Origin of the sequence: Salinicola tamaricis (assembly GCF_003006155.1) — a bacterium.
GTDB lineage: Bacteria > Pseudomonadota > Gammaproteobacteria > Pseudomonadales > Halomonadaceae > Salinicola > Salinicola tamaricis.
Genome location: NZ_CP023559.1, coordinates 4158236 through 4184401 on the forward strand (window position 1 = coordinate 4158236; position 26166 = coordinate 4184401).

The window sequence follows — 26166 nt, forward strand, 5'->3', positions numbered from 1 at the left end:
AAGACGCTGGATAGTGCAAGTTAAGGCGTGACGCGAAACCCCGCCACGCTCATGGTGGCAACGGCGGTTAGGCCGCGCAGGATGCGACTCACTCGCGGGCGAAGGGCTGGCGCCCGAGGAAGGCGCGACTGAGCGTGCCGCCATCGACATACTCCAGCTCGCCCCCCATGGGCACCCCATAGGCCAGGCGCGAGAGCTTGGCCGCCTGCCCCACCAGATGTTCGGCGATGTAGTGCGCGGTTGCCTCGCCCTCGACCGTGGGGTTGGTGGCGAGAATCACCTCATCGACCGTCTCTGCCGCCAACCGCGCTTCCAACTGATCAAGACCGATATCGTCAGGGCCGATGCCGTCGAGCGGCGAGAGATGGCCATGCAGCACGAAGTACTGACCGCGATAGCCGCCGGCCTGTTCGATCGCCAGCATGTCGGCCGGCGACTCGACCACGCACAGCAGGCGTGGGTCGCGTCGTGCGTCCTGACACACGCCGCACAGCGTCTCCTCAGTCAGGGTGCGGCAACGCTCGCAGTAACCGACCGACTCCACGGCTTCCACCAGGGCCTCGGCCAGACGACGGCCGCCCTCACGGTCACGTTCGAGCAGATGCAGCGCCATGCGTTGGGCAGTCTTGGGCCCGACGCCTGGCAGCACGCGCAGGCTCTCCAGCAGCTGTTCGACCAGCGGCGAAAAGCTCATCAGAACGGCAGCTTCATGCCCGGTGGCAGATTGAGGCCGGAAGAGACCTCTTCCATGCGCGACTTGGATTGGCTCTCCACCTTGCGTGAGGCGTCATTGACCGCAGCGGCGAGCAGGTCCTCGAGCAGCTCCTTGTCTTCCTGCATCAGCGAGGGATCGATCTCGACCCGGCTGACGTCATGGCGACCATTCATGGTGACCTTGATCATGCCGGCGCCAGCTTCACCCGAGACTTCCATCTGGGCGATCTCTTCCTGCACCTGCTGCATCTTTTCCTGCATTTCCTGGGCCTGCTTCATCAGGTTACCCATGCCACCTTTGAACATCTCGCACTCCTTGGAACGACGATTGAATCGATTGAAACGGGAAATTTCAGACTGCACCGGCGTTCGCGAAAACCGATCATGCGTTCAGGCGCGATCGCTGGTCACGCTCTCTTCCAGCAGCCGGGCGCCGAAGCGCGACTCCAGCTCCTGAACGTGCGGGTCGCCGCGCAGCGCTTCAACCGCTTGCGCATGACGCTCGCGCGCTTCCCGGTCGCGTTTGTCGCGGGCGGTCTCCAGGCGACCGTCGAGCGGGCCCACCTCTATCGTCACGCGGCGCGCAAAGCCCTGCGCGGCGAGCGCCTTGGTGATGCGCTCGACGTGCATCTCGGAAAGAATCGCCGACTGCCCCGGATCGAGCGTCAGCGCCAGGGTCTGGCCATCATCATGGGCCACCACGCAGTGGGCGGCGAGATTACGCGTCAGACCGCCGATCTCCAGCGTATCGAACCGCTCGAGCCAGGCCGCGTGGGTCAGATGCTCACCCGCCGCCGCAGGCGCCATGGGTGCAGCGGCGCTGGATGCGACCGGCCGGGGCTCCTCGTCGATCTCTTGCGTCGCCGGTGCGGCAGGTGCCGGCGCGGACTGCCAATCGGCATAAGCCGCTTCGGCGGCGGCCTGGTCCTGGGCCAGATCGACGTCATCGAAGACGGGATCGGCATCCCAGGCGCCCTCGGCTGGTGATTCGACCGCCGTGGCCACTGGCGCCTCGGGCTCGCGAGCGGCCGGCGACGTCGACTGCTGGCCATCAGCGGCCTGTATCGGGGCCGCCGAATCGACGCCCGGCGTCGGGGTCGCTGAATCGACGGCCGGTGTCGGGGCCGCTGAATCGACGGCCGATGGCGCAGCGGCTGGCGCTGAGTCGACCGCCCAAGGCGGTGCATCCGCCGCCGGAGCCTGCTGAGGCGCCACGGCGGCGGGCTCGGCAGTCGACGATGCCGGCATTTCAGTTACAGCACCCGAGGGCGCCGCCGGGGGTGTCTCGGGCGCTGAATGCGCCGCCGGGGCCTGTCGAGGCGCTGCCGCGACGGGCTCGGCAGCTGCCGGCGTCTGCGATTGGGGCGCAGCAGTCGATGCTGATTCGCCTCCCCAGGGCGGCGCGTCCGCCGCCGCAGCCTGCGGGGGCGCCTCCGCGGCGGGCTCGGCAGGTGCCGGCGTCTGCCTATGGGGCGCTGGAGCCACTGACGCGGCGCTCTGAGCTGGACCCGCTGAATCGGTCGTCGGCGCCGAGGGCGCCGCAGCCGACGGCACATCAGCCGGCGCGCTCGATGCCCGTGCCGGCTGTTCCCCGCGCAGCGGCAGATCGGTCTGCGGCGGTGTCGGCACTCCCTGGGGGCGGAAGGCCAGCATGCGCAGCAGGGTCATCTCCAGGGCGGTGCGAGTATCCGGTGCGCTATCGATATCGCCGCGCCCCTGCAGCGCAATCTGGTAATAAAGCTGGACGTCTTCGGCGGTGAAGCGCGAGGCCATGGCCAACAGTTGATCACGATCGCCGTGACCGTTGTCGAGGGCGCTGGGTACCATCTGGGCGATGGCGAGGCGATGCATCAATCCGGCGATCTCGTCGAGAATCCCAGCGAAGTCGGGCCCCTGCTCCGCCAGCGCAGCGACCTCCGCCAGCAGACGCTCGGCGTCCACCGCGGCCAGCGCCTCGGCCAGCGCCAGCAGGTGCGCATGATCGAGGGTGCCCAGCATCGCCGCGACGTCATCGCGACGAATCTCGCCCTGGCCGAAGGCGATCGCCTGATCGGTGAGACTCATGGCGTCACGCATCGACCCGTCGGCGGCCTTGCCCAGCAGCCACAGCGCCGGCGGCTCGAATGCCACCTGCTCCGCCTCGAGTACCCGGGTCAGATGTTCGACCACCCGTTCCGGTGGCATGTTCTTGAGCGTGAACTGTAGACAGCGCGACAGCACCGTGACCGGCAGTTTTTGCGGATCGGTGGTAGCGAGCAGGAACTTCACATGCGGCGGCGGCTCTTCCAGCGTCTTCAACAGGGCGTTGAAGCTGTGGGTGGAGAGCATGTGCACTTCGTCGATCAGATAGACCTTGAAGCGGCCCTGAGTCGGCGCGTACTGCACGTTGTCGAGCAGTTCGCGGGTGTCTTCGACCTTGGTCCGCGAGGCGGCGTCGACCTCGATCAGATCGACGAAGCGGCCATCGTCGATATCGCGACAGGTCTGGCACACGCCGCAGGGCGTCGATCCTACGCCCTGCTCGCAGTTGAGGCACTTGGCGAGAATACGCGCCAGGGTCGTCTTGCCGACCCCACGCGTCCCAGTGAACAGATAGGCGTGGTGCAGCCGCCCCTGGTCGAGTGCGTTGACCAGCGCCCGACTGACATGCTCCTGCCCCACCAGCTCATGGAAGGTGCGAGGACGCCATTTGCGGGCCAGAACCTGATAACTCATGCGACGCGGGATTCCTTGGGGCTGGACGACACCCTCTCCCGGACGACCCAGCCACACGGACGGTGGCACGGCCTGACTCAGGGAGCGGCGATGATCGCGCCATTCTAGCAGGATCGAACGAAGGGTGACGAGGTAGCCGGCCTTCCCACCGAGCACCGACCAGACGCCGCACCGGCATGACAGACCCGATGGAGACCCTGGCGCGAGCGACAGGCGCGCAGAAGACGCCAGCGGTCAGAGAACGGCTTGGCAGAATCGAGGCAGGAGAGATCAGGCAGGCTGAATCAGCGGGAGCGGAAAGACGCAGGCCGGACAAGCAGTCCAGATAACACCAAGGCTGGAAATGGAGGCGGCCCCGACCAGCCACATCCGGCACACGCGGCCACCACTACCGTTGCTCCTTCCGGGCCTGGCGGGGTTTGCGGTTTAGCGTTGCGGGAGGACCGGTAAGGGCCACCATAAACGCGATGCTCGGCGCTGTTTCGACATCGATCAGGTAGCGATCGAATTATCTCATCACCAATCATCGTTGCAGACGTTTGCCAGGCGGCGCTTATTGCTTGCACTGCTTGGCTCTCGTCTTGCCTTCGGCCAACAACCTCAAGTACATCAAGATGTTGTCGAGCGGCCAAAACTATACCAGTGTCTTGGGCCGGCAGCAACCGATGTGCGCGAATCCCTTCCGCACGCGCTGGAACGCCAACGCCCCGGTGACCGGCACCGGGGCGTGAAAGGCGTACCACCAGCGGCGTTAGTCGCCGATCTGCGTCTTGGCCGCCTGCATGCGCTTGCGCAGGATCGGCCCGACGATCACCGGCAACAGCAGCCCGATGATCGCCACCAGCCACAGCCCGATCGACAGCCGCTACTCCACAGGATCGACCAGTCACCGTCGGATATCTGCATCGCATGACGCAGGTTCTTCTCCATCTCCGGCCCCAGCAGCAGCCCCAGGATCACCGGCACCAGCGGTATCTCCAGCTTGCGCAGGATATAGCCGGCAACGCCAAAGGCGATCATGAAGTAGAGATCGAAGGTCGAGTGGCTGATCGAGTAGATGCCCACGAACGCGACCATGGTCACGATCGGCAGCAGATACATCGGCGGCACCGACAGGATCTTCACGAACACCCCGACCAGCGGAATGTTGAGCAGCAGCAGCATGAAGTTGCCCACCAGCAGCGCGGCGATGACGCCCCAAACCAGGTCAGCGTTCTGGGTGAACATCAGCGGACCGGGGGTGATATTGAGCGACACCAGCATCGCCAGCAGCACGGCAGTGGTCCCGCTGCCCGGCACACCCAGGGTCAGCATGGGCACCAGCGCACCGCTGGAGGCGCCGTTGTTGCCCGCCTCGGGCGCGGCGACACCGCGCGGATCGCCCTCGCCGAAGTAGCCCTTCTTGCCCAGGATCTTCTTTTCCAGGGTGTAGGTGATGAAGCTGCCCAGCGACGCCCCGGCCCCCGGCAGCACCCCGGCGATGAAGCCCAGCACCCCGCCGCGCACAGTGGTCGGGAAGATCGAGGTGATATCGCGCCAGTTGAGTCTGAGCGGATTGATCTTGATCATCTCGCGCCCCTTGCCGGCCTTCTCCTCGATGAAGAAAAGCAGCTCGGAGACCGCGAACAGACCCACGATGGCGATGATGAAGTCGACCCCTTCGTAGAGCTCGAGCACGTTGAAGGTATAACGCTGGGTGCCAGTGGAAAGATCGATCCCCACGGTGGCGATGATCAAGCCGATGGCCGCCGCCATCAGCGTCTTCATCGGATTCTTGCCGGTGATACCGCCCAGGGTGGCGAACGCCAGCACGAACAGCGCGAAGTACTCCGCCGGGCCGAAAGTGAGTGCGAAACGTGCCAGCATCGGCGCCAGCAGAATCAGGCCGACAGTGGCGATCAGACTGCCCATGAAGAGGCAATGGCGGAGATGGCCAGGGCCTCGGCGGCCTTGCCCTTGCGCGCCATCGGATAGCCGTCGAGACAGGTCATCATCGCCGGCTCGTCGCCGGGGATATTGAGCAGAATCGACGAAATACGCCCGCCATACATCGCCCCGGCATAGACCGCGGTGAGCATGATCAGCGCGGTCTCGGGCTTGAGCCCCAGCGTGAAGGCGAGCGGAATCAGAATCGCCACGCCGTTGGCCGGACCGAGCCCGGGTAGCGCGCCGATCAAGGTGCCGATGAAGCACCCCATCAGCGCGAACATCAGATTCTCTGGCTGCAGCGCAACGCCGAAGCCGAGCGACAGGTAGTGCAGCGTATCCATCAGTTCAGCTCCGCAGGCCCAGCGGCAGCGGCAGTTCGAGGCCATAAGTGAACAGCACGAAGACCACGGCGCCACTGATCAACCCGGTGAGATAGGCCTTGAGCGGTTTGGCGCCCATGCGCCAGCACAGGGTACCGACCGCCAGCATGGTGGCGAGGATGAAGCCGAGCGGCTCCAGCAGCAGCGCGTAGAAGACGAGTACCACCACCGCGATGCCCAGCTCGGCGAAGGTACGCAGCGCCGGCCAGTGGTTATCGGGATCGGGTTTGACGATCATGTAGAGACTGCAGATCGCCAGCACCACTCCCAGGATCTTGGGAAACGTCTCGGGCCCGACGGCTTCCGATCCCCGAAGGGGACCGGAAACTGGGTAGCGCCGTAGAAATAGGCCACGGCGATGACCAGCATGACCAGGCCGAAGACGCGGTCATTGAGCTTGCTCATTGAATCAGCCCGATTTCCTTGGACAGCGCCTGGATGTCCTGAATCTGCTGCTTGACGAAGGCCTGGAACTCATCCGCCTTGGGATGGAACGGCATCAGACCGTTGCTGGCCATGACCTTCTTCCACTGGTCGCTGGCGTAGAGCTTGTCCATGGCGTCGACCCAGTACTGCTTGGCATCGTCGTCGATACCCGCCGGCATGTAGAAACCGCGCCAGTTGGGGCCGACCGCGTCGATGCCCTGCTCCTTGGCAGTGGGGATGTTGGACAGATCACCCGGCAGGCGCTCGTCGGAAAGCACCGCCAGTACGCGCAGGTCGCCGGACTTCAGGAAACCCTGGGTCTCGGTGACGTCACCGGTGAAGGCGTCGACGTGGCCGCCGATGACCTGAGTCATCGCTTCGCCACCGTTGTTGTAGGAGAGATAGGGGATCCGCGGCAGGTTCTCGACCCCGGCCGCCTTGGCCGCGATCAGTACCTTGAGATGGTCCCAGCCGCCGTTGGCGCTACCGCCGGCGAACTTGACCGCCCGCGGGTCCTTCTTCATCGCGTCCATCAGCTCGTTGAGGTTGTGATAAGGCGAATCCTTGGAGACCGCGATCACGCCGTAGTCGGCGCCCACGGCCCCGATCCAGTTGACCATGTCAGCGTTCATGCCCGGGAACTGCCCCTGGGCGAGACGCGTGGTGGTGGCCGTGGATGCGGCCACCAGCAGCTGGTCGTCACCCTTGCGCTTGCTCACGGTGTGGGCAAACGCCACGCCGCCACCGGCACCCGCCATGTTGATGGTCTGAACGCTGGCCGGCACCAGCTTGAGCTCCTCGAGCACGTTACCCACGCTGCGGCAGGTAAAGTCCCAGCCGCCACCCGGATCGGACGGCGCGATACACTCGACCTTACCCGAGGGCTGAAACGCCATGGCGCTGGAAGCGACCAGCGTGAGGGCCGCGGCAGCGACCCATTTCAAGGATTTGGCGGAAATCATGGCTTCTCCTTTCTTGTGATGAAGCAAGCGTTGTGATGAAGCAGGCGCTGTGATGAAGCAAGGGTTGGAATGCCTCAAACGTCGTCGAGCGCAGGTCGTCATGCCAAAGGCTGCATGGCGGCCGAAGCAGAACCTCCAGCGCGACGCCCGACGCGGATCGAGCCAACCTTACAATTCTGTAAGGCAGAACTCTGTTCCCGTAGGCGGAATTTAGGCGCCCCGCTTTCGCGCGGTCAACGCTGCCGCGGCAAATGCCAACTAAAGTTGAATGCGCTCTTCCCGCGATCGTTTACAATCGCGCCACCGCCAGCAGACCCACCACCAAGGCCCTGCAGGAGCCGCTGCCATGCCGCCGACACTGCTACTGGTCGAGGACGACCCGCTGCTCGCCGACACCCTCGCCGCGACCCTCGCCACGCCCGAACAGCAGGTCGAGCACATCGCCGATGGCGGCATCGCTGCGGCGTGCCTCTGCGAGCCCCACCCCTATGCGCTGGTGCTGCTCGATCTCAACCTGCCCACGCGCAGCGGCCTGGAAGTGCTGGCCACGCTGCGCGCCGTGGATCGGCATACCCCGGTGCTGATTCTCACCGCGCGGGCGGCAATCGAGGACCGGGTCAAGGGGCTAGACCTGGGTGCCGACGACTATCTGGCCAAGCCCTTCGCGCTCGATGAGCTGGAGGCGCGTGTCCGCGCGCTGCTGCGGCGCCGCAGCAGCGCCGTGGACGAAGCGCCGAGCCTGGGCGCGCTGCGTCTCGATCCGCAGCGTCAGCGCTTCAGCCTGGGCGAGAAGGCGTTGCCTCTGCCGCCACGCGAGCACCGCCTGCTCGCCTGCCTGCTGCGCTACGCCGGCGAGCCGGTGGACAAGGCGCGCCTGATCGACGAGGCGTTCGCCGGCGAGGCCGTGGGCGACAACGCCATCGAGGTCTATGTGCACCGTCTGCGTCGACGTCTGGCCGACTCGGGCATCGGCCTGCGCACGGTGCGCGGCATCGGCTATCTGCTGGAAACCCAGTGACGGCCCTCCCCCGCTTTCGCCTGGCGCATCTGAGTCTTTACCGCCGCCTGACGGTGCTGCTGCTCTGTCCGTTGGCGCTGGTGGCGGCGCTCATCCTGGGGCAGAGCTGGTTCGCCTCGCGCGCCGCCGCTGATCGTGCCTTCGATCGCCTGCTCGATGCTGCCTCGCTGTCGATCGCCGAGCAGGTACGCTGGCAGCAGAGCCGGCTGTGGATGGACCTGCCTCCGTCGGCGCTCGAGATGCTGGCAACGGATGCCGAAGAGCGGGTCTTCTACGCCCTCTATGATGCCCAGGGGCGCTTCGTCACCGGCAACCGCACCCTGCCCGAGCTCCCCCCTCGCCCAGCGGCCAGATGAGCTACGCCGATGTCGACGTCGGCGGCCTGTCACTGCGCCTGGGCGTGCGCCGCTCGCGCCTGGAGGGCTGGGATCGCAGCGACCGCTTCGAAGTACGCGTGGCGCACTCCCAGGAAGGGCGGACGGCGCTGGCCAACCGCCTGTTCCTGGCGAGCCTGCTCAACGTGGCGCTGATCGCCCTGCTGGCGATGGTGGTGGTCCTGCTCTCGGCGCGTTTTGCCCTGGAACCGCTGACGCGGCTGCGCCGGGCGATCCGTCAGCGCGACCCGCGTACGCTGGCACCGCTGGCGCTGGAATTACCGCGTGAGCTCGACGAACTGCGTCAGACGCTGAACGAGCTGCTGGCCCGCATGCGCCGGGTGCGGGCCAACCAAGAGCGCTTCATCGGCGACGCCTCGCACCAGCTGCGCACGCCGCTGGCAGGTCTGTCGGCCCGCGCCGAACTGGCCCTGCGCCAGACCGACCCGGCACAGTGGCGCAGCGCCCTCGACAGCATGCACGCCACCGCCGCCCAGACCGCCCGACTGGCCGGCCAGCTACTCTCGCTGACCCGCCTCAACAATCCCGAGGCCGCCCCGGCACATACCCCGGTCGACCTGTGTGCGCTGGCCCAGCGCGCAGTACGCAGCGGCTTCGCCAGCTTCGACCGGCCGGGGTCGATCTCGGCGTGGAGAGTCCGGCGCAGGCGGTGATAGTCGCCGCCACCGCCTGGCAGCTCGAGGAGGCGCTCGCCAATCTGCTCGAGAACGCCGCCCTCTACGGCGCCCGGCGCATCACCGTCAGCGTGCTCGCCGACCCACCGCGACTGTGCGTCGAAGACGATGGCCCCGGAATCCCCGAGTCGCAGCGCCTGCTGGTGCTGCGCCCCTTCCATCGCGGCCGCGAGGGGGGCACCGGCACCGGCCTGGGACTCGCCATCGTCGACAGTATCGCCCGCGCCCATGGCTGCCGCCTCACCCTCGCGGACAGCGACCCTGCTCACCCTGAACGGCCTGGCCTATGCATCACCCTGACCTTTCCCGACGCCGTTTGAGCGGCGCCCTGCTGAGCCTGGCCGGCGCAGCGGCACTGGGCCCGCCGGCCTGGGCCGCTACCCTGGAGTTTGCCGCCAGCACCACGCCGGCCACGCCGCTGACGATCTATGGCGCTGCTCGACCCGCCCCAGGCACGTCCGCTGCTACAGGCGTTCAAGCAGCGCACCCGGAGATCGCGCTGGTCTATCGGCATATGGATACGCTGGCGCTGCACCGGCGGGTGCTTGACGAGCAGGATGCGCCCCAGGCCGACGTGATCATGTCGCCGGCCATGCCGTGGCAGTACCAGCTGGCCAACGCCGGGCTCTCCAGCCCCATCGACTCCCCTGTCACGGCCGACTGGCCGCGCTGGGCGCGATGGCGTCACGAGCTGTTCGGCTTCACCTTCGAGCCGATCGTGATGGTCTATCGGCGCGATCTCGCCGCACACATGTCGGCGCCCGAGAGCCACGCCGAACTGCTGGCACGCCTGGATACCCATACCCAGTTGCTCACGGGCCGAGTGGTCACCTACGACCCGCGGCTGAGCGGCGCCGGCTACACCTACGCCATCGAGGATGCGCGCATCTCGGCACGCTACTGGGACCTGGTGGCGGCTCTCGGCCGCAGCCATGCAGCGCTCGAAGCGACTACCTCGGCCATGCTCGCAGGGCTCAGTGCGGGACGCTACTGGATCGGCTACAACCTGATCGGCTCCTACGCCCAGGCTTACGTGGCAAACCACCCGGAACTCGAGATGGTGATCCCGCGCGACTACGCCCTGGTGCTGCAGCGCGCCTGGTCATGCGCCAGCGTGGCGCGCCGCATCCGGAAGCCGCCGAACGCTTCATCGACTTTTTGCTCGGGCGCCTGGCGCAGACGCTGCTGGCGACCCGCACCACCCTCGGTGCGGTGGACCCCGGGGTCAGCGGTCCCGGCACCGCCGGTGCCCTGCGCGAACGCCTGGGTGACGCCATTCGTCCGGTCCAGATCGGCCCCGGCCTGCTCGCTACCCTGGATACGCTCAAGCGCCAGACCCTGCTCGAACAGTGGCAGCAGGCGTTCGCCAACCGCACCACCTTTGCCGACGGGCCACTGGCGGACCCGGCACCGCTGCCCGCGACCACCAAGGAATCACCCTCACCATGAAACGTCTCGACCAACTGGTGGCCGCCCAACTGCGGTCGCGTACCCGGGCCCAGCGGCTGATCCGCCAGGGCTATGTCAGCATCGACGATGGCCGCGGCTGGCGGGTCGCCGACAAGCCCGGCGAAAAGCTCCCCGAGGAGACAGCGCTGAGGATCGAGACCGCCCCGGAGGAGCGCTACGTCTCGCGCGCCGGGCTCAAGCTGGAAGCGCTGCTGAGCGCGCTCGAACGCCGCCTCGACGGCCTCTGCGTGCTCGACATCGGCCAGTCCACCGGCGGCTTCAGCGACTGTGCACTACGCTTCGGCGCCGCCCGGGTAATCGGTATCGAGGTGGGTCACGGCCAGCTCGACGCCACTCTGCGCGAGGATCCGCGGGTCACCTGCCTGGAGGGGGTCAACGCCCGCGCGCTGCCCCACGCCACGCTCGCCGAGCTGGCGCCGGGCGGCATCGATGCCGTGGTCATGGACGTCTCGTTCATCTCGCAGACGCTGATCCTGCCGCAGATCGCTCAGGTATTGGCGCCGGGCGGCGAACTCTTCTCGCTGGTCAAGCCGCAGTTCGAGGTCGGCCCGGGGCGCGTCGACGACCGCGGCATCGTGCGCGACTCGGCACTCTTCGCGCAGGTCGCCGAGACCCTGCAGACCCACTGCCGCAGCGTCGGGCTGGCGCTCACCCACTGGTGCGAGAGCCCGATCCAGGGTGGCGACGGCAATCGCGAGTTCCTGCTCCACGCACGCCGCGTCTGAGCGCCTTGGGCGCCCTCCTCAGCGCCCGCCATCCGCGCCGCCGTCACCGCCATCCGGGCCGGCACCGCCCACGTCGCTGTCACCCAGGTGGCCATCGTCGCCACTACGCGCCTGGTGCCGACCGGGCTCGCCCAGCGCCACCGCCTCTTCGGGACGGCGGCTCTGAACCTTGGCCGTCTGGCCGTTGTCGCCGTGCAGCCATACGTCCATCTGGTTGAAGGCGACACGAATGCCGTGCTCGCGGAACAGCCGGTCGAGCTCGCGGTTGATCTCATCACTGGCGTAGAGCCGATCGAGCAGATCATTGACGAAGATACGCAGCTCGAAGTTGAACGCTGTCGGCCCATAGCTGATACAGAACACCTGCGGCTCGGGGTCCTTGAGCACCCGGCGGTTGGCCTCGGCCGCCTGGCGCAGCAATTGGTGCACCGTGTCCAGATCCGAGCCATGGGCGACCCCATAGGTCAGCACCACCCGGGTGACGTTGTCCGACAGCGACCAGTTGATCAGCTGGTCGGTGACGAAGGTCTTGTTGGGGATGATGATCTCCTTGCGGTCGAAATCGGTCACCGTGGTGGCACGGATGCGAATCCGGCTGACCGAGCCGTGCAGCTGGCCCAGGGTGATGGTGTCGCCGATCCGCATCGGGCGTTCGAACAGAATGATCAGGCCGGAGATGAAGTTGGCGAAGATCTCCTGCAGACCGAAACCGAGACCCACGCCGAGTGCCGCCACCAGCCACTGAAGTTTGTCCCACGACACCCCGAGGGTCCCCAGCGCCGCAACCACCCCGGTGCCGACGATGGTGTAGGAGAGCAGCGACGAGATGGCATAGGCACTGCCCTGCTTGAGGCTCAGTCGCGACAGCACCATCACCTCGAGCAACCCCGGCAGGTTGCGCGCCATCATCATGGTCAGCGCCAGGGTGATCAGGGCGATGATCACATCGGCGAAGGTGATCGGATCGACCGTCATCGCCTCGCCCTGGCCGTGCTGGATCTCCCACACCCGCACATGATCGAGATAGGAGAACACCTCGAGCAGATCCGACCAGATCAGATAGAAGGCGAAGGTGAAGCCGATGAACAGGATCAGCTTGGAGAGTCGCAGCGACTGCTGATTGACCTGCTCCATGTCCAGCGGCGGCTCCTCGACCACCTCGAGCCCGCCCTCGGCGCCCTCCTGGATCTGCGCCCGCCGCCGCGCCACCGCACGCCGATAGGCCAGCCGCCGCTGCGCCACCGCCAGCCCGCGCACCACCGTCGCCTCGACCAGAATCCACAGCCCGAAGAGGTAGAGCGAGTTGATGAAGCGCCCGACCAGTCGCAGCGCGGCGTACTCGTAGCCGAGCGCGATCATCCCGGCCAGGATCAGCGGCACCAGCGCCAGGCCCAGCCCCAGCAGCAGGCGGAATAGCTTGAGTCCGAAATAGGGCACGTGGGCCAAGATCAGGCGCACCAGAATGGCGCTCATCGCCAGCAGCCCGGCGAGCAGCAGCAGCAACGACAGGGGTCGGCTCGACAGCTCAGCCTGACTTCCCGGCGAGATGCCGCTGATCAGGATCACCGGGATCAGCGAGAATCCCAGCCACAACAGTAACCCGCGCAGACGCGCCACATAGCCCGAAGACCAGTGGAAGTGCCGCGTGGCGACACCATCGGCGACCAGCAGCCGGCGCGCCCATCCGAGTACGCCCCAGGCCAGCGCCAGCTGCAGCAGCGTGCTGCCCAGGCGCTCGGCGAAATCGTCGCCTCCCAGGCGCAGCAGACCGCCCACCGCCACCAGCAGCAGCGGGCCGTGGGCCGCCAGCAGGGCGTTGTAGAAGATCGCCCGCGGGGTGTGCATCTGGGTATCGCGCTTGAGCCGCCCGATCTGCTCGTGGAGGTTGAGCAGGCGCACCTTGATGCGCCGGCGCAGCAGCAGCAGCACGCCGGTGATCAGCACCACCGGGATCACCCCCAGGGCGCGCAGGTCGGGCACCTGCCACAGGCTCATCAGGGCTTGCTGCCACTCGCCCCGGCTCACCTGGCGCGCCATGTCGACGGGCATTTCGCGCCACCAGGAGAGCGTCAGCGGACGCGCGCTGGCGACCCAGAACAGCTGCTCCTCGATGATCGCGCGCAGCGAGGTGGTGATGCTCGCCAGCTGCTCCTGGTTGAGCTGCAGGTCGATCGCCACGGTGAGCAGGTTGCCGTACTCGGTATCGAGTTGCTGGAGAATCTCGCTGCGCGAACGGAACAGCTTGACCAGCGCCTCGACCAGCGATGGCGTCACCGTGATACCGGCATCCTCCAGGCTCTGCTTCGCTAGCACTTCGGGCTGACGCAGCGTGTCACGCTGGTCGACGAGATCGAACTGGCTGAGCCGTGTCTGCGCGATCTCCTCCTGCAGCCCGCCCAGGGTATCCAGCTCGGGCAGCGCGTGGCGCTGCTCGTTGAGAATGCGCGAAAGCAAGGGACTGCCACGAATCGCCTCGATCTGCTCGTTCAGGGTGCGCCGTACCTGGCGCACGCGGTCGAGCTGCGAACGCACGTCGATCGCTCGTCGAATCAACTGGTTGGTGCGATCGGTCACCGTCAGCAGGCGATCACTGAGATCGCGGTTGGCCGCCTGGATCTCGCTCAGCACCGGGTGTTCGGCGATAGTGCTGGCATCCTCCTCGCTGATATCCGCCACCGCCTGTTCCGACTGCGCCCGGCGAGCGCGATCGAGCGCCGCCTGCAGCGCGTCGAGACGAGCCTCCTGCACCGCTACCTGGCGCGCCAGCAGGTCGCGGCGCAGTACGTCGAGCTCACGCAGCAAGGTGTTGTTGGCCAACTCGCGGCGGTGGTACTCGGTCTGCAGTTCGGCCAGCGCCAGCGCCAGACGGTAGCGCGCCTGGGTGGGATCGAAGGCGGTGTCCTGATCGTCGCCGCGGGTCTGCACCTTGCCCCGCGCCTGCTCGGCCCGATCCATCGCCTCGGCCATCGCCGACTGCGCCCGCTCCGGCAGCGTCTCGGCGCTGATCAGGCGGGCATTGACCGTGGCCAACTGGTTCTGCAGCGTCTCGAGCTGGTCGAGCGCGTCGGTGGTACGCTCGGCCAGCGCATCCACCGAGAGCTTGTCGAGCGCGTCGGCATCCGGCGGCCGATCATCGCTCAACGCCGAGAGCTGGCGCTGGAGCTCGCGCCGTTGCTGCGGTGCCTGACGCACGTTGCGCTCCAGCGTATCGAGATCCTTACGCGTCGCTTCCAACCCATCGAGTGCCTGCAGCGCCGCACGCAGTTGCTCCAGATCGGCCTTCTGCTGCTCGCTCGGCGTCTCGATCTGCTTGAGCTTGTCGAGTTCCGTCTCGAGTCGCTGCCGCGACGGTAGATCCGCCGGCTGCTGCGCCAGCGCGACCACGCTGGCGAGCAATAAGCACACTGCCAACAGCGTGCGCATGATAAGCTGCGCGGCACCGGGGGCCGCACGCCCGGCGAGTGACCCGAGCGGATGATCCGACATGCCAACTCCTTGTAAACACCGTCCCCCGGGGAAACGTCCCTGGAATCGTCGGGGCGATTTTCCAGGGTTTCAGCGCCGATCGCCAGCACCACTCGCCAGGCCCACCCGCTTGGCTCTATCATCAGCGCGGGCGGGGCGCGCCACGTGCGTGCGCGCAGCGTTCCACGGCCACCAACGGCAAGCCGGATCCGCCGCGACCTGCCTTCGCGACCAGGACTCTATCGACAGGACAGTCTCATGACGCCAATCCGCTCACTCTCCTCCTCAAGCCTCGTGGCCATGGGCTTGCTGATGGCACCGCTGGCGCTGGCCCAGACCGTGGAGGCCACGCCCGACCCGGTCCAGCAGGCGAGCGAGAAGGCTGAGGTTCGCCGGGATCTGGAAGCGGAGACGGCCGACAACCCGCTGGCGATTACCGCCTATCGGCGTAACTACGTCATGCCGTGGACCTATAACACCAACCCTGACGAGGCTGATTTCCGCGAGATCTCCACCGACGGCGGCGTCGATCACTCCGAGGTGAAGTTCCAGCTCAGTTTCAAGGTCAAGCTGCTCGACGACATCCTCGGCCGCAATGGCGATCTCTACTTCGCCTATACCCAGCGCAGCTGGTGGCAGGCCTACAACTCCGAGGCCTCCTCGCCGTTCCGCGAGACCAACTACGAGCCGGAAGCCTTCATGAGCTTCGACAACAGCTGGACCGTGCTCGGCTGGACCAACACCATCAACCGGATCGGTTTCGCCCACCAGTCCAACGGACGCTCCGATCCGCTGTCACGCAGCTGGAACCGCCTCTACGCGGAGACGATCTTCCAGCGTGGCGACTGGGCCTTCAGCGTGGCGCCCCACTGGCGCATTCCCGAGAACGATCGCGACGATGACAATCCGGATCTCGAGGACTACATCGGCTATGGCGATCTCACCCTGGTGGCGCAATCGGCGATCAGGAAGTATCGCTGATGCTGCGCGGCAACCCGGGCCAGGCCCATTACGGCGGCCAGCTCGACTACTCCTTCCCGCTGTTCGGCAAGGTCCGCGGCTATGTACAGTACTACCGCGGCTATGGCGAGAGTCTGATCGACTACGACAATGACGTTCAACGTTTCGGGCTGGGCTTCAGCATCAACACCTTCCTGGCCGGGATACCCGGCACGCGTTGATGCCTGACGCTGGGCTGACTATGCTGACTGCTGTTCGTCAGCACTCTGCCAATCGACTGTCAAAGGAAGACACCCATGACCATGCAACCCACCGGTGGCCAACACCCGGAACGCGAGCGCGAAGCCTCTACCGCACAACTCAAGGAAGACCTGCGCCATCTATCGCAGACGGTGGAGGAACTGATCCACGCCACGCGGATGACTCGCGCAGCAACATCGCCGAACTGCGCGAGCGCGCCCAGCAGCGCCTGCAAGACACGCGCGAGCGTCTCGAGGCGCGCGGTGAAGCCCTCTACGACAGCGCTCGAGAGCAGATCGACGCCACCGATCGCTACGTGCACGACAACCCGTGGACCAGCATCGGGATCGGTGCGGCTGCCGGCGTGGTACTGGGGCTGCTGCTGGGGCGGCGCTGATGGCAGGGCCCGCCGAGAATGTGATCGGCGCGGCGCGGCGGCTGATCGCCAACCTGATCGACACAGGTGAGACGCGCCTGCGTCTTGCCGTGGTCGAGTGGGAAGCCGAGCGTGAGCGACTGCTTACGCTACTGCTGCTGGCCGGCGCGGGATTGATCATGCTCTCCTTCGCCGTCGGCATGCTGCTGCTGCTGATCGTGGTGGTGTACTGGGAGGAGAATCGCCTGCAGGTGATCGCGATCTGTGCCGGGGCCCTGTTCGTGATTGCCGCCGGCCTGATCCTCGCTGCGCGCCGCGTGGCTCGTCGGCGCAAGCTGATGGCGGCGACACTGCGCCACCTCGACCACGACCGCCAGGCACTGAGGCCGGATCATGAGTGAACGCAGCCACCGTCAGCGGATCGAGGCGCTCGAACACGAGATTCTGCAGCAGCGCCTGGAGATGACTGCCGCCATGCGCGAGTGGCGCGATGCCACCGCCCCGATCGATAACGCCTGGGAGAAGCTGATGAGCTGGCGGGTGCCGCTGATGGCAGCCGGCAGCCTGTTCGCCCTGCGCGGCGCGCGCAAGCCCCGCGCGACTGGCCGCCTGCTCCGGCGCGCACTGACCGGGTTGATGATGTACAACCGCGGCAAGGCCCTCTACCGCGCCACCCGCGGGCGTCGGCGCTGAGCCGCGACCCGTTTCCAGGTTACGCGACATGCGCACGGCCGCCCTCACCGGCGGCCGTCGTCTCTCTTATCCCCCCTCTTATATTTCCCCAGAATTTACACCGCCTGGCCGCAGGCCACCCCCGAAGCCCACGCCCACTGGAAGTTGAAGCCGCCCAGCTGGCCGGTGACATCCAGCACCTCACCGATGAAGCGCAGCTGCGGCAGCTCCTCGACGGCAAAGGTCTTGGATGAGATGGCGCGGGTGTCGACACCGCCCAGCGTGACCTCTGCCGTGCGCCAGCCCTCGGTACCGGCGGGCTTGAACTGCCACCGCGTCAGCGCCTCGGCGAGGGCCTCGATCTGGGTATTGGAGAGATCCGCCAGCGGCGCATCCGGCCACGCCTGCCACTCGCCCAGCGCCTGGGCCAGACGGCGCGGCAAGTGCTCGCCCAGCCAGCCAGCGAGACGCTTGCGCGGCGCTTCGCGACGGCCCTGGCGCAAGGTCTCCGTCACATCGAGATGCGGCAGCCAGTCGATCGTCAACGCCATGCCCGGCTCCCAGTGACTGGAGGCCTGCAGCATGGCCGGTCCGGAGAGCCCACGATGGGTGAACAACAGTGGTTCGCGGTAGTGACCATCGCCGCAGCTCACCGCCACCGGGCAGGAGAGCCCGGATAGCGCCGCGAGTGCCGTCTTCCACTGCGAGGTCACGGTGAACGGCACCAGCGCCGCCCGGGTCGCGGTCACCTCCAGCCCGAACTGGCGCGCCAGCTCATACCCGAAACCGCTGGCGCCCAGGGTAGGAATCGACAGTCCGCCGCTGGCAACCACCACGGCGCCAGCATCGAGCGTGCCGTCAGAGCTCTTCAAACGCATGCCCTCGCCCAGACGCTCGACCCGCTCGATCGTGGTCGAGAGTGAGACCTCGACCCCGGCCCAGGCGCACTCGGTGAGCAGCATCTCGACGATCGCCTTGGCCGAGTCGGCGCAGAACAGCTGCCCCGGCGCCTTCTCGACATACTCGATACCGTGACGCTCGACCAGCTCGACGAAGTGCTGCGGGGTATAGCGCTTGAGCGCCGAGATCGCGAAGTGCGGGTTGCGCGAGAAGAAGTGGCGCGGCGCAGTGGCCAGATTGGTGAAATTGCAGCGCCCGCCGCCGGACATCAGGATCTTCTTGCCAGCCTTGTTGGCGTGGTCGATGACCCTGACCCGCTGCCCGCGATAGCCCGCAGTGAGTGCGCACATCAGCCCGGCGGCGCCGGCACCGATCACGATGACGTCATAGGATGAGGGCATGGTCTGGCGGCTCCCGCGGCAGTGAGTGGGCGCGCATTCTAACAGGGAAACGCCGCTTCGCCCGGCGATGGGGGCGAAGCGACAGGCAAGGCCACACCGCGCCCCTTTTCGCCACACCGTTTTCGCCGCGCTCTGATTCGCTTCGCCCCTAGCGCGTCATGAAACTGCAACTACACTGAAAATGCGACGCTCTCGCCCGCGAGTCACCCACTTCGATTAAGGAAGATCCATGAGCAGACACTATCGAGACGACGCCCGTCACTACTACCGTGACGCCAAGCAGCGCGGACGTGCCGGCGTGCAGCGCGCGCGCCAGCGCGCCGACGACATGAGCCAGGACCTGATGGAACACGCCGGAGAGGCGTGGCGGGACACCGACGACTACGTTCACCGCAACGCCTGGAGCGGTATCGGGGTCGCTGCGCTGGCCGGTTTCGCGATCGGCTTCTTCGTCGGCCGTCGCTGAGCCCTGCGGCTCGACGACGAGAGTCGCCGGGCCGCTGTAGCCCTGTATGCCAGCAGGTATGCAAGAACCAACATCGGCCGCGAGCAGCGGCCGACAGCGCGTCAGAGCATGGCGCAGCTAAAGCGGTCACGGTGTCGTAGACGAAGTATCGTCACGCGCGTCGAGCTCCGCGATCAGACACAGACGCAGGGCACGCAGCTCGGCGCCATTGCAAGCGTCCGGCCATAGCCACCAGTGCCGACCGTCGAGCGCCAGCCCACACACCCAAGGCGCGAGACGCAGCGGGCGGCAGTGCACCCCACGCCATCTTCGCCCGTCATCCGATATTTCCCACTGTTGCCGTCCGTGTTCGTCGCGACAGCGTAGATAGCGCAAGCGCGGTTGACGCGCCCACTCCCAGGCCAACCCCGCCAAACCGGCGAGCCCGAGGCCCAGCGCGACCTCTGGAGCGAGGAAGCGCACGGCGAACAGCGCAAGCCCCAAGACCCACACGGCGCCGAGCGCCAGTGCCAGTCTAGAGCGCCTGACGCCGATCGCGGTCGGTGTTCTCGGCATGCTCGACGATCATCTGCACGATGCGCCGCAGTTCCGGGTCGCTGGGCCACTCGCGACGCATCAGCCATACGAAAAGGTCCTGGTCCTCCTCGGCGATCAGCTCGCGATAGCGGGTCTGATCCTCGGCACTCAGCGCGTCGTAGCGCGCTTCGAGAAACGGCACCAGCAGAAGATCGAGTTCCCACATGCCGCGACGCGAGTGCCAGTACAGACGCTTGCGCGTAATGTCTTCATCGTTATCGGCCACGAACGCTCCTCACTGCTGAAATGGTCCACCACTCGGGGACGCCAGACCGCGATGCGCCATACTGCCCCAGGGTAGCGGGTTCGGTCGCCATTATAGCCGAGGCACCGCGCGCCCACTATGAGCGCCGCCGAGCCACCGCACCGGGTCTCGCGCGGGTAGCGGCCGAGCCCTGCTCGCAGCGTGCTCGGGGACATTTGCGCCAACGCACTCGGCGCACGCTTTTTGCGTCGCGTAATGCGTTGTTTTCTCGAAACTTGCGCAGTATGCTGAAGCGACAATAATAGAGGTCGGATGCCCCTCGGGGGCAGCGTCCGTCACCGCCGGGCAGACGGCTCACGGAGAGTGTCGATGACCAAGTCTGAATTGATCGAGCAGATTGCTTCTCGCCGACCTGAACTATCGGCCAAGGAAGTCGAGGCGGCGGTGCGCGTCATACTCGACGATATCACCCATGCGCTGGCCGAAGGTGGGCGTGTGGAGATCCGTGGCTTCGGCAGTTTCTCACTTCACTTCCGCGAACCACGTACCGGCCGCAACCCCAAGACCGGCGACCCCGTCGATCTCGACGGCAAGTATGTTCCGCATTTCAAGCCGGGCAAGGAGTTGCGTGAGCAGGTCAATGCCAGCCGGGCGCTGGGCTATTGATCGATCAGTCACCGCGTCGTGACGCCACTGTCCGCCCGGTCGGCGGCAGTGTCATCGCGGCTCGTCATTGGAAATCACTATGCGCTGGTTCAAAGGCGTCTTTCTCGCCATCGTTCTGATCATCGTGCTGCTGCTCGGCATTCTCTTCGCCGTCAACAACCAGCAGCCGTTACCGCTGGACCTGATCTGGGTCGAGCTGCCCCCGGCGTCGCTCTCGTTATGGCTGTTGGTGGCCCTGGCCAGCGGCGTGATTCTCGGCATGCTGGCGATGACCGGCATGTACCTGCGCCTGCGCACGCTGCTGACCCGGGCCCAGCGGCATAACCAGCAACAGCGCAAGGAACTCGATCGCCTGCGCACGCAGGAGTTCAAGGAAAGCACCTGACATGGCGAACGTTCTGCTACTGGCATTGCTGGTGGCAGCCATCGCCATTGGCTGGTGGCTGGGGCGCTGGGAGAGCAGCCGTCAACGCACGCAGCGTGCCCCTCCCGCTCATCCCCTGCCCCGCGACTACTTCGTGGGGCTCAACTATCTGCTCAACGAGCAGCCCGACCGCGCCATCGAGACCTTTACCCAGGCTCTCGAAGTCAACAGCGACACGGTCGAGACCCATATCGCCCTGGGCAACCTCTATCGCTCCCGTGGCGAAGCCGACCGTGCCGTACGTATCCACCAGAATCTGCTCGCCCGCCCGGCACTGACCGCCGCGCAGAGCGGCCAGGTCCAGCTGGAACTCTCCCGCGATTTTCTCAATCTGGGGCTGCTCGACCGCGCCGAGCGGCTGCTGCTCTCGCTCAACAAAGCCAACGTCGACGACGAGCAGAAACTCGCGGCCAAGCGCCTGCTGGTGGATCTGTTCCAGCGCGAGAAGGAGTGGAGCCAGGCGCTCGAGGTTGCCCAGCCACAGCTTGTGCGCCAGGATCCCGACATGCGCCGCGCCGCCGCCCACTGGCTGTGCGAGCTGGCGCTCGAGCACCGCCGCAACGCCAGCCCGTCGCTGGCGCGCAAGGCGTTGCGCCAAGCGCTGCACATCGACGAATCCTGTGTGCGCGCCAACTGGATTCTGGGCCAGCTGGAGTGGGATATCGGCCAGTACCGCAGCGCAATCCGCTACTGGCAGCGCGTGCCAGAGCAGGACCCGAGCTTCACCACCCTGGTGCTGGAGCCGCTGCGCGATGCCTATCGCCTGCTCGACGACGCTGACGGCTGGTGGCAGTTCCTCGAGCAGCAGCTGCAGCGCGCGCCACCGACCAGCGTAGTGATCATGGCTGCCGACGCGCTGCACCACCGCCAGGGGGCGGAGATCGCCTGCGCCTTCGTCAGCGACCAACTGCGCGATCATCCCAGCTTGCGCGGCGTCGACTATCTGATGGATCTCTATCTGGCCGACAGCGACCCCGGCGAGCGCGACCGTCTGGAGCTGCTCAAGCAGCACACCCATCAGTTGCTCAGCGTTCGCCCGCGTTACCGCTGCCAGCGCTGTGGCTTTGCCGCCGAGCAGCTCAACTGGCAGTGCCCCCGCTGCCATAGCTGGGGCACCAGCAAACCGATCACCGGTCTCGAGGGCGAATGATCAGCCCACGTCCAGCGCGCGCTCGATCTCGGCCAGCGCCGCCATCGGCTCGGCCGCCTGGGTCACCGCGCGGCCGATCACCAGATGCGTGCTGCCCGCCGCCATGGCCGCTTCAGGCGTCATGACCCGGCGCTGATCCCCCGTCGCCGCGGTGGCCGGGCGAATACCTGGGGTGACCTTGAGAAACCCTTCGCCACAGATCGCACGCAGCCGCTCGCTCTCGCGGGCCGAGCACACCACCCCATCGAGACCGCTCTGCTGGGTCAGCCGCGCCAGGCGCTCGACCTGGCTCATGGCGTCCCCCGCCACGCCGATCTCGTGGAGTTCGTCGTCCGCCATACTGGTCAGCACGGTCACCGCGATCAGCCGCGTCGACAGCCCGCGCTGGCGCAGTCGTTCGACGCTCGCCTCCATCATTCGGCGCCCGCCGACGGCGTGGACGTTGACCATCCAGACCCCCTGATCCGCCGCCGCCTCGACCGCACCGGCAACGGTGTTGGGGATGTCATGAAACTTGAGATCCAGAAACACCTCGAAGCCGCGCCGGTGCATGGCCTCGATGGCCTGCGGCCCGGCCCGGGTGAACAGCTCCTTGCCAATCTTGACCCGACAACGCGCCGGATCGAGGGCGTCGGCCAGCGCCGTGGCCGAAGCCAGATCCGAGTAGTCCAGGGCGATGATGAGCGGCGACTGCGTAGCGGCCATGGGCGGCATCTCCGGCATGATGAATTCGCGCCGGAGTATACCGGAGTTGCCACCGCGCTGCCGCGGCGCGGCGGCCATTCGAGGGTGACGCAAGTCGTAGGCGATCACGTACGCCGATCGAGGGCGAATTCGACGTCAAGGCACGCGCCCTGGTGTCGATAGCCTCTAGGAGGGGTGGCCGCACCGCCAACCCGTCACGCCGGCACGCCAGCGGCGCTGCCCGGCAAGCCTCGTCTTACCGACGAGATCGACACCAAGAGGAGATCGACATGAAAAAGCTGTTCGGTATCGCCCTGCTGTCGCTGTTCATGGCCGCCAGCCTACCCGCCGTCGCCGACCCGGTGAACATCAACCAGGCCGATGCCCAGACTCTGGCAACGCTACCGGGGATCGGCGAGGTCAAGGCGCAGGCGATCGTCGAAGACCGCAAGGCCAACGGCCAGTACGAGTCGCTCGACGAGCTCACCCGCGTCAGCGGCATCGGCGAGGCCACCATCGCCAAGCTCAAGGACGACGCCACCCTCTGAACGGGCCATTCATCAACGTCAGACGCAGTGGGCTTATCCGGCGGCAGGGCGTCGCGAGGGCGCTGTGAACCCCTCCCTGGGTGCTACCTTTGCCATCCCTGGCAAAGGCCCCTCGCTTTGCCCTGCCCCCGGTGCCCATCGTCAGAGAGCTCTGGACATCCGCTCCCAGCCTTACCGGCTGGCCCAATCGATCACCGCCAGGGAGTGGCGGTGCTTGCATTTCTCTCCTGTCGTCTCCATCTGAGGAAAATCGGTTTTCCCGGGAGACACCATGCCTCTGCTCTTTCTGCTCGCGCTGTTCCTGCTGGCGGACGTCATCGTCCTGTTCACCCTGGGAGCCAAGCTCGGGTTGCTGCTGACCTTACTCTGGATCGCGCTCAGTGCGGCTTTCGGCCTGCACCTGATCCGGCGTGAAAGCCTGCTCACCCTGCAGCGTGCCCGCGAACGTCTGGCCCTGGGTGAACTGCCTTCGGACGAGCTGCTGGCCGGTGCCACCTTCGTGCTGGCCGGCGTACTGCTGATGGCGCCGGGTTTTCTCTCCGACCTACTGGGCCTGGTGTGTCTGCTACCGGGGAGCGGCCAGCTCGCACGACGCTGGTTTCCCCGCGCCGCGACCACCGGCCCGAGCGGCAATGGTCGTACGCAGGGCCAAGGGGGCAGCGAGTGGGGGGCAGCGGCAAGCACCGCCCACCGCGACTCGGCGCCAGGCGATGAGTCCGAGGCGCGTCCACTCGAGGGTGACTTTATCGGACGCGACAGCAGCGGCCGTGACGGCGATTCGCGCTGAGCGCGAGCCAGCAGGACCTTTCCACGCGCTGATTTGGACAAAAAATTTGTGCTGTACCCTTGAAAGCGTCTTGCCCGACCCAATCAAGGCAGCAGCGATAGCTTTAGGCCATCAGGCCCATTAACCGGAAGGCGCAAGCCTTCTCCCGCTGGGCAACGCTCACCGGGAACGTGCATTTGCAACATGCAACCATCAGGAGAACGTGAGCAATGAAAATCCGTCCCTTGCACGATCGCGTCATCGTACGTCGCACAGAAGAAGAGCAGAAAACTGCCGGCGGCATCGTGCTTCCGGGCAACGCCCAGGAGAAGCCGACCCGCGGTGAGATTCTCGCCGTCGGCAACGGCCGCATCCTCGACAACGGCGAAGTTCGCGCCCTGGACGTCAAGGTCGGCGACACCGTCATCTTCAAGGAAGGCTTCGGCGTCGAGAAGCAGAAGGTCGACGGCGAAGAAGTTCTGATCATGAGCGAGAGCGACATTCTGGCCGTCGTCGAAGGCTGATCGATCGCTCGACTCGCTGATTCATCACGTTTCCACGTATCGCATTTAGGAAGATCGGACAATGGCAGCTAAACAAGTCAAGTTCTCTGATGATGCCCGCAAGCGCATGGTTCGCGGCGTCAACGTTCTCGCCGATGCCGTCAAGGCCACGCTGGGCCCGAAAGGCCGCAACGTCGTGCTCGAGAAATCCTTCGGCGCACCGACCGTCACCAAGGACGGCGTCTCCGTCGCCAAAGAGATCGAGCTGAAGGATCGCTTCGAGAACATGGGCGCGCAGATGGTCAAGGAAGTCGCTTCCAAGACCTCCGACGCCGCCGGTGACGGCACCACCACCGCCACCGTCCTGGCCCAGTCGATCGTCAACGAAGGCCTCAAGGGCGTCGCTGCGGGCATGAACCCGATGGATCTGAAGCGCGGCATCGACAAGGCCGTCGCCGAAGCCGTCAAGCACATCCAGTCGCTTTCCGTACCCTGCACCGACGCCAAGGCGATCGCCCAGGTCGGCACCATCTCCGCCAACGGCGATGCGCGCATCGGTGAGATCATCGCCGAAGCGATGGAAAAAGTCGGCAAGGAAGGCGTCATCACCGTCGACGAAGGTCGCGGCTTCGAAGACGAGCTGGAAGTGGTCGAAGGCATGCAGTTCGATCGCGGCTACCTCTCGCCCTACTTCGTCACCAACCAGGAAACCATGGCGGTCGAGCTCGAAGACCCCTACCTGCTGCTGGTCGACAAGAAGGTCTCCAACATCCGTGAACTGCTGCCGGTGCTGGAATCCGTCGCCAAGGCCGGCAAGCCGCTGGTGATCATCGCCGAAGACATCGAAGGCGAAGCCCTGGCCACGCTGGTGGTCAACAACATGCGCGGTATCGTCAAGGTTGCGGCAGCCAAGGCACCTGGCTTCGGCGACCGCCGCAAGGCCATGCTGCAGGACATCGCCATCCTGACCGGCGGCACCGTGATCTCCGAAGAGGTCGGTCTGAACCTCGAGCAGGCCAACCTGGACCACCTGGGCAGCGCCAAGCGCGTCACCATGTCCAAGGAGAACACCACCATCATCGATGGTGCCGGCGTCGAGTCCGACATCGAAGCTCGTGTCAGCCAGATCCGCGCGCAGATCGAGGAAACCTCCTCTGACTACGACCGCGAGAAGCTGCAGGAGCGCGTCGCCAAGCTGGCTGGCGGTGTTGCCGTCATCCGCGTCGGTGCCGCGACCGAGTTCGAGATGAAAGAGAAGAAGGCCCGCGTCGAAGACGCCCTGCACTCCACCCGTGCAGCGGTCGAGGAAGGCGTCGTGCCTGGCGGCGGTACCGCCCTGGTGCGTGTGCTGACCATGGTCCGCGGCCTGACCGGCGACAACGAAGACCAGACCCACGGCATCGCCATCGCGCTGCGTGCCATGGAGTCTCCGCTGCGCCAGATCGTCACCAACGCGGGTGAAGAGGCGTCGGTCATCATCAACCGCATCAAGGACGGCGAAGGCAACTTCGGCTACAACGCGCAGACCGGCGAGTACGGCGACCTGTTCGAAATGGGCGTCCTCGACCCGGCCAAGGTGACCCGCACCGCGCTGCAGTCCGCCGCTTCCGTGGGTGGTCTGATGATCACCACCGAAGCGATGATCGCCGAGGATCCGGAAGAGAAAGCCGCCGGTGGCGGCGCGCCGGACATGGGCGGCATGGGTGGCATGGGCGGCATGATGTAAGCCTCCCCCGCCATCGCCTGAGACTTTCAG

Annotated in this window: 26 protein-coding genes, 1 other RNA gene and 3 pseudogenes; 18 read left to right on the forward strand and 12 right to left on the reverse strand. The window is 66.2% G+C overall.

The features are described from left to right. Positions 1-88: 88 nt before the first annotated feature. The 7 genes and pseudogenes from recR to CN538_RS19095 form a co-directional block, all read right to left on the reverse strand. Positions 89-694, reverse strand: a complete 606-nt coding sequence (recR, locus tag CN538_RS19065) for a recombination mediator RecR (protein WP_106420446.1) — start codon at positions 692-694, stop codon at positions 89-91. After that, positions 694-1020, reverse strand: a complete 327-nt coding sequence (locus tag CN538_RS19070; RefSeq protein ID WP_035473656.1) for a YbaB/EbfC family nucleoid-associated protein — start codon at positions 1018-1020, stop codon at positions 694-696. Before CN538_RS19070 ends, recR begins: the two co-directional genes overlap by 1 nt. Positions 1021-1104: 84 nt before the next feature. Beyond that, positions 1105-3429, reverse strand: a complete 2325-nt coding sequence (gene dnaX / locus CN538_RS19075; protein WP_106420447.1) for a DNA polymerase III subunit gamma/tau — start codon at positions 3427-3429, stop codon at positions 1105-1107. A gap of 354 nt (positions 3430-3783) precedes the next feature. Continuing rightward, positions 3784-3878, reverse strand: an RNA gene (gene ffs, locus CN538_RS19080) — signal recognition particle sRNA small type. 302 nt (positions 3879-4180) lie between these two features. Beyond that, positions 4181-5699, reverse strand: a pseudogene (locus CN538_RS19085) (tripartite tricarboxylate transporter permease). 4 nt (positions 5700-5703) lie between these two features. Next, positions 5704-6003 (reverse strand): tripartite tricarboxylate transporter TctB family protein, encoded by a 300-nt coding sequence (locus CN538_RS19090; RefSeq protein WP_422917532.1) that lies wholly within the window; start codon positions 6001-6003, stop codon positions 5704-5706. Positions 6004-6139: 136 nt separating this feature from the next. Then, a complete protein-coding gene (locus CN538_RS19095; RefSeq protein WP_106420448.1) occupies positions 6140-7126 on the reverse strand; it encodes a Bug family tripartite tricarboxylate transporter substrate binding protein in 987 nt (328 codons plus the stop codon). Positions 7127-7472: 346 nt separating this feature from the next. Between CN538_RS19095 and CN538_RS19100 the strand changes: the two genes are divergently transcribed. From CN538_RS19100 to CN538_RS19125, 6 genes are all read left to right on the forward strand, one after another. Further along, positions 7473-8144, forward strand: coding sequence for a response regulator transcription factor (locus CN538_RS19100; RefSeq protein WP_106420449.1), 672 nt, complete (start codon positions 7473-7475; stop codon positions 8142-8144). Continuing rightward, entirely contained in the window at positions 8141-8500 is a 360-nt protein-coding gene (locus CN538_RS23690; protein ID WP_106420450.1) for a sensor histidine kinase N-terminal domain-containing protein, read from the forward strand. The genes CN538_RS19100 and CN538_RS23690 overlap by 4 nt, the downstream gene beginning before the upstream one ends. After that, on the forward strand, positions 8497-9192 hold the full coding sequence (locus tag CN538_RS23695) for a histidine kinase dimerization/phospho-acceptor domain-containing protein (RefSeq protein ID WP_106420451.1): 696 nt from the start codon (positions 8497-8499) through the stop codon (positions 9190-9192). Before CN538_RS23690 ends, CN538_RS23695 begins: the two co-directional genes overlap by 4 nt. After that, positions 9168-9533 carry an ATP-binding protein gene (locus tag CN538_RS23700; RefSeq protein ID WP_242495399.1) on the forward strand — a complete coding sequence of 122 codons (366 nt, stop codon included), beginning with the start codon at positions 9168-9170 and terminating at the stop codon, positions 9531-9533. Before CN538_RS23695 ends, CN538_RS23700 begins: the two co-directional genes overlap by 25 nt. 784 nt (positions 9534-10317) lie before the next feature. Further along, the gene (locus CN538_RS21380) at positions 10318-10662 is read left to right on the forward strand and encodes a hypothetical protein (RefSeq protein WP_207233562.1); all 345 of its coding nucleotides are present in this window, start codon (positions 10318-10320) and stop codon (positions 10660-10662) included. Further along, positions 10659-11408, forward strand: coding sequence for a TlyA family RNA methyltransferase (locus tag CN538_RS19125; protein WP_106420452.1), 750 nt, complete (start codon positions 10659-10661; stop codon positions 11406-11408). The genes CN538_RS21380 and CN538_RS19125 overlap by 4 nt, the downstream gene beginning before the upstream one ends. 18 nt (positions 11409-11426) lie before the next feature. Here CN538_RS19125 and mscK read toward each other — a convergent pair whose 3' ends face one another. After that, positions 11427-14894, reverse strand: a complete 3468-nt coding sequence (gene mscK, locus CN538_RS19130) for a mechanosensitive channel MscK (RefSeq protein ID WP_106420453.1) — start codon at positions 14892-14894, stop codon at positions 11427-11429. Between the two features lie 291 nt (positions 14895-15185). Between mscK and CN538_RS19135 the strand changes: the two are divergent. From CN538_RS19135 to CN538_RS19150, 4 genes and pseudogenes are all read left to right on the forward strand, one after another. Then, positions 15186-16054, forward strand: a pseudogene (locus tag CN538_RS19135) (phospholipase A). A gap of 75 nt (positions 16055-16129) precedes the next feature. Further along, a pseudogene (locus CN538_RS19140) lies at positions 16130-16470 on the forward strand (ElaB/YgaM/YqjD family protein). After that, positions 16470-16850 (forward strand): phage holin family protein, encoded by a 381-nt coding sequence (locus CN538_RS19145; protein WP_233076715.1) that lies wholly within the window; start codon positions 16470-16472, stop codon positions 16848-16850. The pseudogene CN538_RS19140 and the gene CN538_RS19145 overlap by 1 nt, the downstream one beginning before the upstream one ends. Next, positions 16843-17142 carry a YqjK-like family protein gene (locus CN538_RS19150; protein ID WP_035473680.1) on the forward strand — a complete coding sequence of 100 codons (300 nt, stop codon included), beginning with the start codon at positions 16843-16845 and terminating at the stop codon, positions 17140-17142. Before CN538_RS19145 ends, CN538_RS19150 begins: the two co-directional genes overlap by 8 nt. A gap of 95 nt (positions 17143-17237) precedes the next feature. On the opposite strand, the gene CN538_RS19155 is transcribed toward CN538_RS19150, so the two are convergent. Beyond that, positions 17238-18422, reverse strand: coding sequence for a BaiN/RdsA family NAD(P)/FAD-dependent oxidoreductase (locus tag CN538_RS19155; protein WP_106420454.1), 1185 nt, complete (start codon positions 18420-18422; stop codon positions 17238-17240). Positions 18423-18651: 229 nt separating this feature from the next. Between CN538_RS19155 and CN538_RS19160 the strand changes: the two genes are divergently transcribed. Next, positions 18652-18888: an ElaB/YgaM/YqjD family protein gene (locus CN538_RS19160; protein WP_106420455.1), complete on the forward strand. Its 237-nt coding sequence runs from the start codon at positions 18652-18654 to the stop codon at positions 18886-18888. A 126-nt stretch (positions 18889-19014) separates the two neighbouring features. On the opposite strand, the gene CN538_RS20085 is transcribed toward CN538_RS19160, so the two are convergent. Together CN538_RS20085 and CN538_RS19165 are read right to left on the reverse strand one after the other, a co-directional pair. Then, on the reverse strand, positions 19015-19443 hold the full coding sequence (locus CN538_RS20085; RefSeq protein ID WP_164999670.1) for a hypothetical protein: 429 nt from the start codon (positions 19441-19443) through the stop codon (positions 19015-19017). After that, on the reverse strand, positions 19403-19630 hold the full coding sequence (locus CN538_RS19165; RefSeq protein ID WP_232825242.1) for an FAD assembly factor SdhE: 228 nt from the start codon (positions 19628-19630) through the stop codon (positions 19403-19405). The genes CN538_RS20085 and CN538_RS19165 overlap by 41 nt, the downstream gene beginning before the upstream one ends. A 408-nt stretch (positions 19631-20038) precedes the next feature. On the opposite strand from CN538_RS19165, the gene CN538_RS19170 reads away from it, so the two are divergent. The 3 genes from CN538_RS19170 to lapB all read left to right on the forward strand — a co-directional run bounded on the left by CN538_RS19170 (position 20039) and on the right by lapB (position 21909). After that, the gene (locus CN538_RS19170; RefSeq protein WP_035473690.1) at positions 20039-20335 is read left to right on the forward strand and encodes an integration host factor subunit beta; all 297 of its coding nucleotides are present in this window, start codon (positions 20039-20041) and stop codon (positions 20333-20335) included. Positions 20336-20414: 79 nt separating this feature from the next. Beyond that, on the forward strand, positions 20415-20720 hold the full coding sequence (locus tag CN538_RS19175) for a lipopolysaccharide assembly protein LapA domain-containing protein (protein WP_035473692.1): 306 nt from the start codon (positions 20415-20417) through the stop codon (positions 20718-20720). Between the two features lies 1 nt (position 20721). Beyond that, positions 20722-21909, forward strand: a complete 1188-nt coding sequence (gene lapB, locus CN538_RS19180) for a lipopolysaccharide assembly protein LapB (protein WP_106420457.1) — start codon at positions 20722-20724, stop codon at positions 21907-21909. Here the strand turns inward: lapB and pyrF are convergent, their stop codons facing one another. Further along, positions 21910-22614, reverse strand: coding sequence for an orotidine-5'-phosphate decarboxylase (gene pyrF, locus CN538_RS19185; protein ID WP_106420721.1), 705 nt, complete (start codon positions 22612-22614; stop codon positions 21910-21912). A 269-nt stretch (positions 22615-22883) separates the two neighbouring features. On the opposite strand from pyrF, the gene CN538_RS19190 reads away from it, so the two are divergent. The 4 genes from CN538_RS19190 (at position 22884) to groL (ending at position 26136) form a co-directional block, all read left to right on the forward strand. Next, positions 22884-23141 (forward strand): ComEA family DNA-binding protein, encoded by a 258-nt coding sequence (locus CN538_RS19190; RefSeq protein WP_106420458.1) that lies wholly within the window; start codon positions 22884-22886, stop codon positions 23139-23141. A gap of 271 nt (positions 23142-23412) precedes the next feature. Continuing rightward, positions 23413-23928, forward strand: a complete 516-nt coding sequence (locus tag CN538_RS19195) for an FxsA family protein (RefSeq protein ID WP_106420459.1) — start codon at positions 23413-23415, stop codon at positions 23926-23928. Positions 23929-24137: 209 nt separating this feature from the next. Further along, a complete protein-coding gene (locus tag CN538_RS19200; protein ID WP_035473701.1) occupies positions 24138-24431 on the forward strand; it encodes a co-chaperone GroES in 294 nt (97 codons plus the stop codon). Between the two features lie 61 nt (positions 24432-24492). Further along, positions 24493-26136: a chaperonin GroEL gene (groL, locus tag CN538_RS19205; protein ID WP_106420460.1), complete on the forward strand. Its 1644-nt coding sequence runs from the start codon at positions 24493-24495 to the stop codon at positions 26134-26136. Positions 26137-26166 lie beyond the last annotated feature (30 nt).

Excerpts from the sequence above, each read along its gene's own strand:
- CN538_RS20085 (WP_164999670.1), bottom strand. The coding sequence starts at position 19,443 with ATGCCGAGAACACCGACCGCGATCGGCGTCAGGCGCTCTAGACTGGCA.
- lapB (WP_106420457.1), top strand. The coding sequence starts at position 20,722 with ATGGCGAACGTTCTGCTACTGGCATTGCTGGTGGCAGCCATCGCCATT.
- CN538_RS19100 (WP_106420449.1), top strand. The coding sequence starts at position 7,473 with ATGCCGCCGACACTGCTACTGGTCGAGGACGACCCGCTGCTCGCCGAC.
- CN538_RS19160 (WP_106420455.1), top strand. The coding sequence starts at position 18,652 with ATGAGCAGACACTATCGAGACGACGCCCGTCACTACTACCGTGACGCC.
- CN538_RS19155 (WP_106420454.1), bottom strand. The coding sequence starts at position 18,422 with ATGCCCTCATCCTATGACGTCATCGTGATCGGTGCCGGCGCCGCCGGG.
- pyrF (WP_106420721.1), bottom strand. The coding sequence starts at position 22,614 with ATGGCCGCTACGCAGTCGCCGCTCATCATCGCCCTGGACTACTCGGAT.
- CN538_RS21380 (WP_207233562.1), top strand. The coding sequence starts at position 10,318 with ATGCGCCAGCGTGGCGCGCCGCATCCGGAAGCCGCCGAACGCTTCATC.
- mscK (WP_106420453.1), bottom strand. The coding sequence starts at position 14,894 with ATGTCGGATCATCCGCTCGGGTCACTCGCCGGGCGTGCGGCCCCCGGT.
- CN538_RS19200 (WP_035473701.1), top strand. The coding sequence starts at position 24,138 with ATGAAAATCCGTCCCTTGCACGATCGCGTCATCGTACGTCGCACAGAA.
- CN538_RS19095 (WP_106420448.1), bottom strand. The coding sequence starts at position 7,126 with ATGATTTCCGCCAAATCCTTGAAATGGGTCGCTGCCGCGGCCCTCACG.
- CN538_RS19070 (WP_035473656.1), bottom strand. The coding sequence starts at position 1,020 with ATGTTCAAAGGTGGCATGGGTAACCTGATGAAGCAGGCCCAGGAAATG.
- CN538_RS19195 (WP_106420459.1), top strand. The coding sequence starts at position 23,413 with ATGCCTCTGCTCTTTCTGCTCGCGCTGTTCCTGCTGGCGGACGTCATC.
- CN538_RS19145 (WP_233076715.1), top strand. The coding sequence starts at position 16,470 with ATGGCAGGGCCCGCCGAGAATGTGATCGGCGCGGCGCGGCGGCTGATC.
- CN538_RS19175 (WP_035473692.1), top strand. The coding sequence starts at position 20,415 with ATGCGCTGGTTCAAAGGCGTCTTTCTCGCCATCGTTCTGATCATCGTG.
- CN538_RS19150 (WP_035473680.1), top strand. The coding sequence starts at position 16,843 with ATGAGTGAACGCAGCCACCGTCAGCGGATCGAGGCGCTCGAACACGAG.
- CN538_RS19170 (WP_035473690.1), top strand. The coding sequence starts at position 20,039 with ATGACCAAGTCTGAATTGATCGAGCAGATTGCTTCTCGCCGACCTGAA.
- groL (WP_106420460.1), top strand. The coding sequence starts at position 24,493 with ATGGCAGCTAAACAAGTCAAGTTCTCTGATGATGCCCGCAAGCGCATG.
- CN538_RS19190 (WP_106420458.1), top strand. The coding sequence starts at position 22,884 with ATGAAAAAGCTGTTCGGTATCGCCCTGCTGTCGCTGTTCATGGCCGCC.
- CN538_RS23695 (WP_106420451.1), top strand. The coding sequence starts at position 8,497 with ATGAGCTACGCCGATGTCGACGTCGGCGGCCTGTCACTGCGCCTGGGC.
- CN538_RS19125 (WP_106420452.1), top strand. The coding sequence starts at position 10,659 with ATGAAACGTCTCGACCAACTGGTGGCCGCCCAACTGCGGTCGCGTACC.
- recR (WP_106420446.1), bottom strand. The coding sequence starts at position 694 with ATGAGCTTTTCGCCGCTGGTCGAACAGCTGCTGGAGAGCCTGCGCGTG.
- CN538_RS19165 (WP_232825242.1), bottom strand. The coding sequence starts at position 19,630 with ATGTGGGAACTCGATCTTCTGCTGGTGCCGTTTCTCGAAGCGCGCTAC.
- dnaX (WP_106420447.1), bottom strand. The coding sequence starts at position 3,429 with ATGAGTTATCAGGTTCTGGCCCGCAAATGGCGTCCTCGCACCTTCCAT.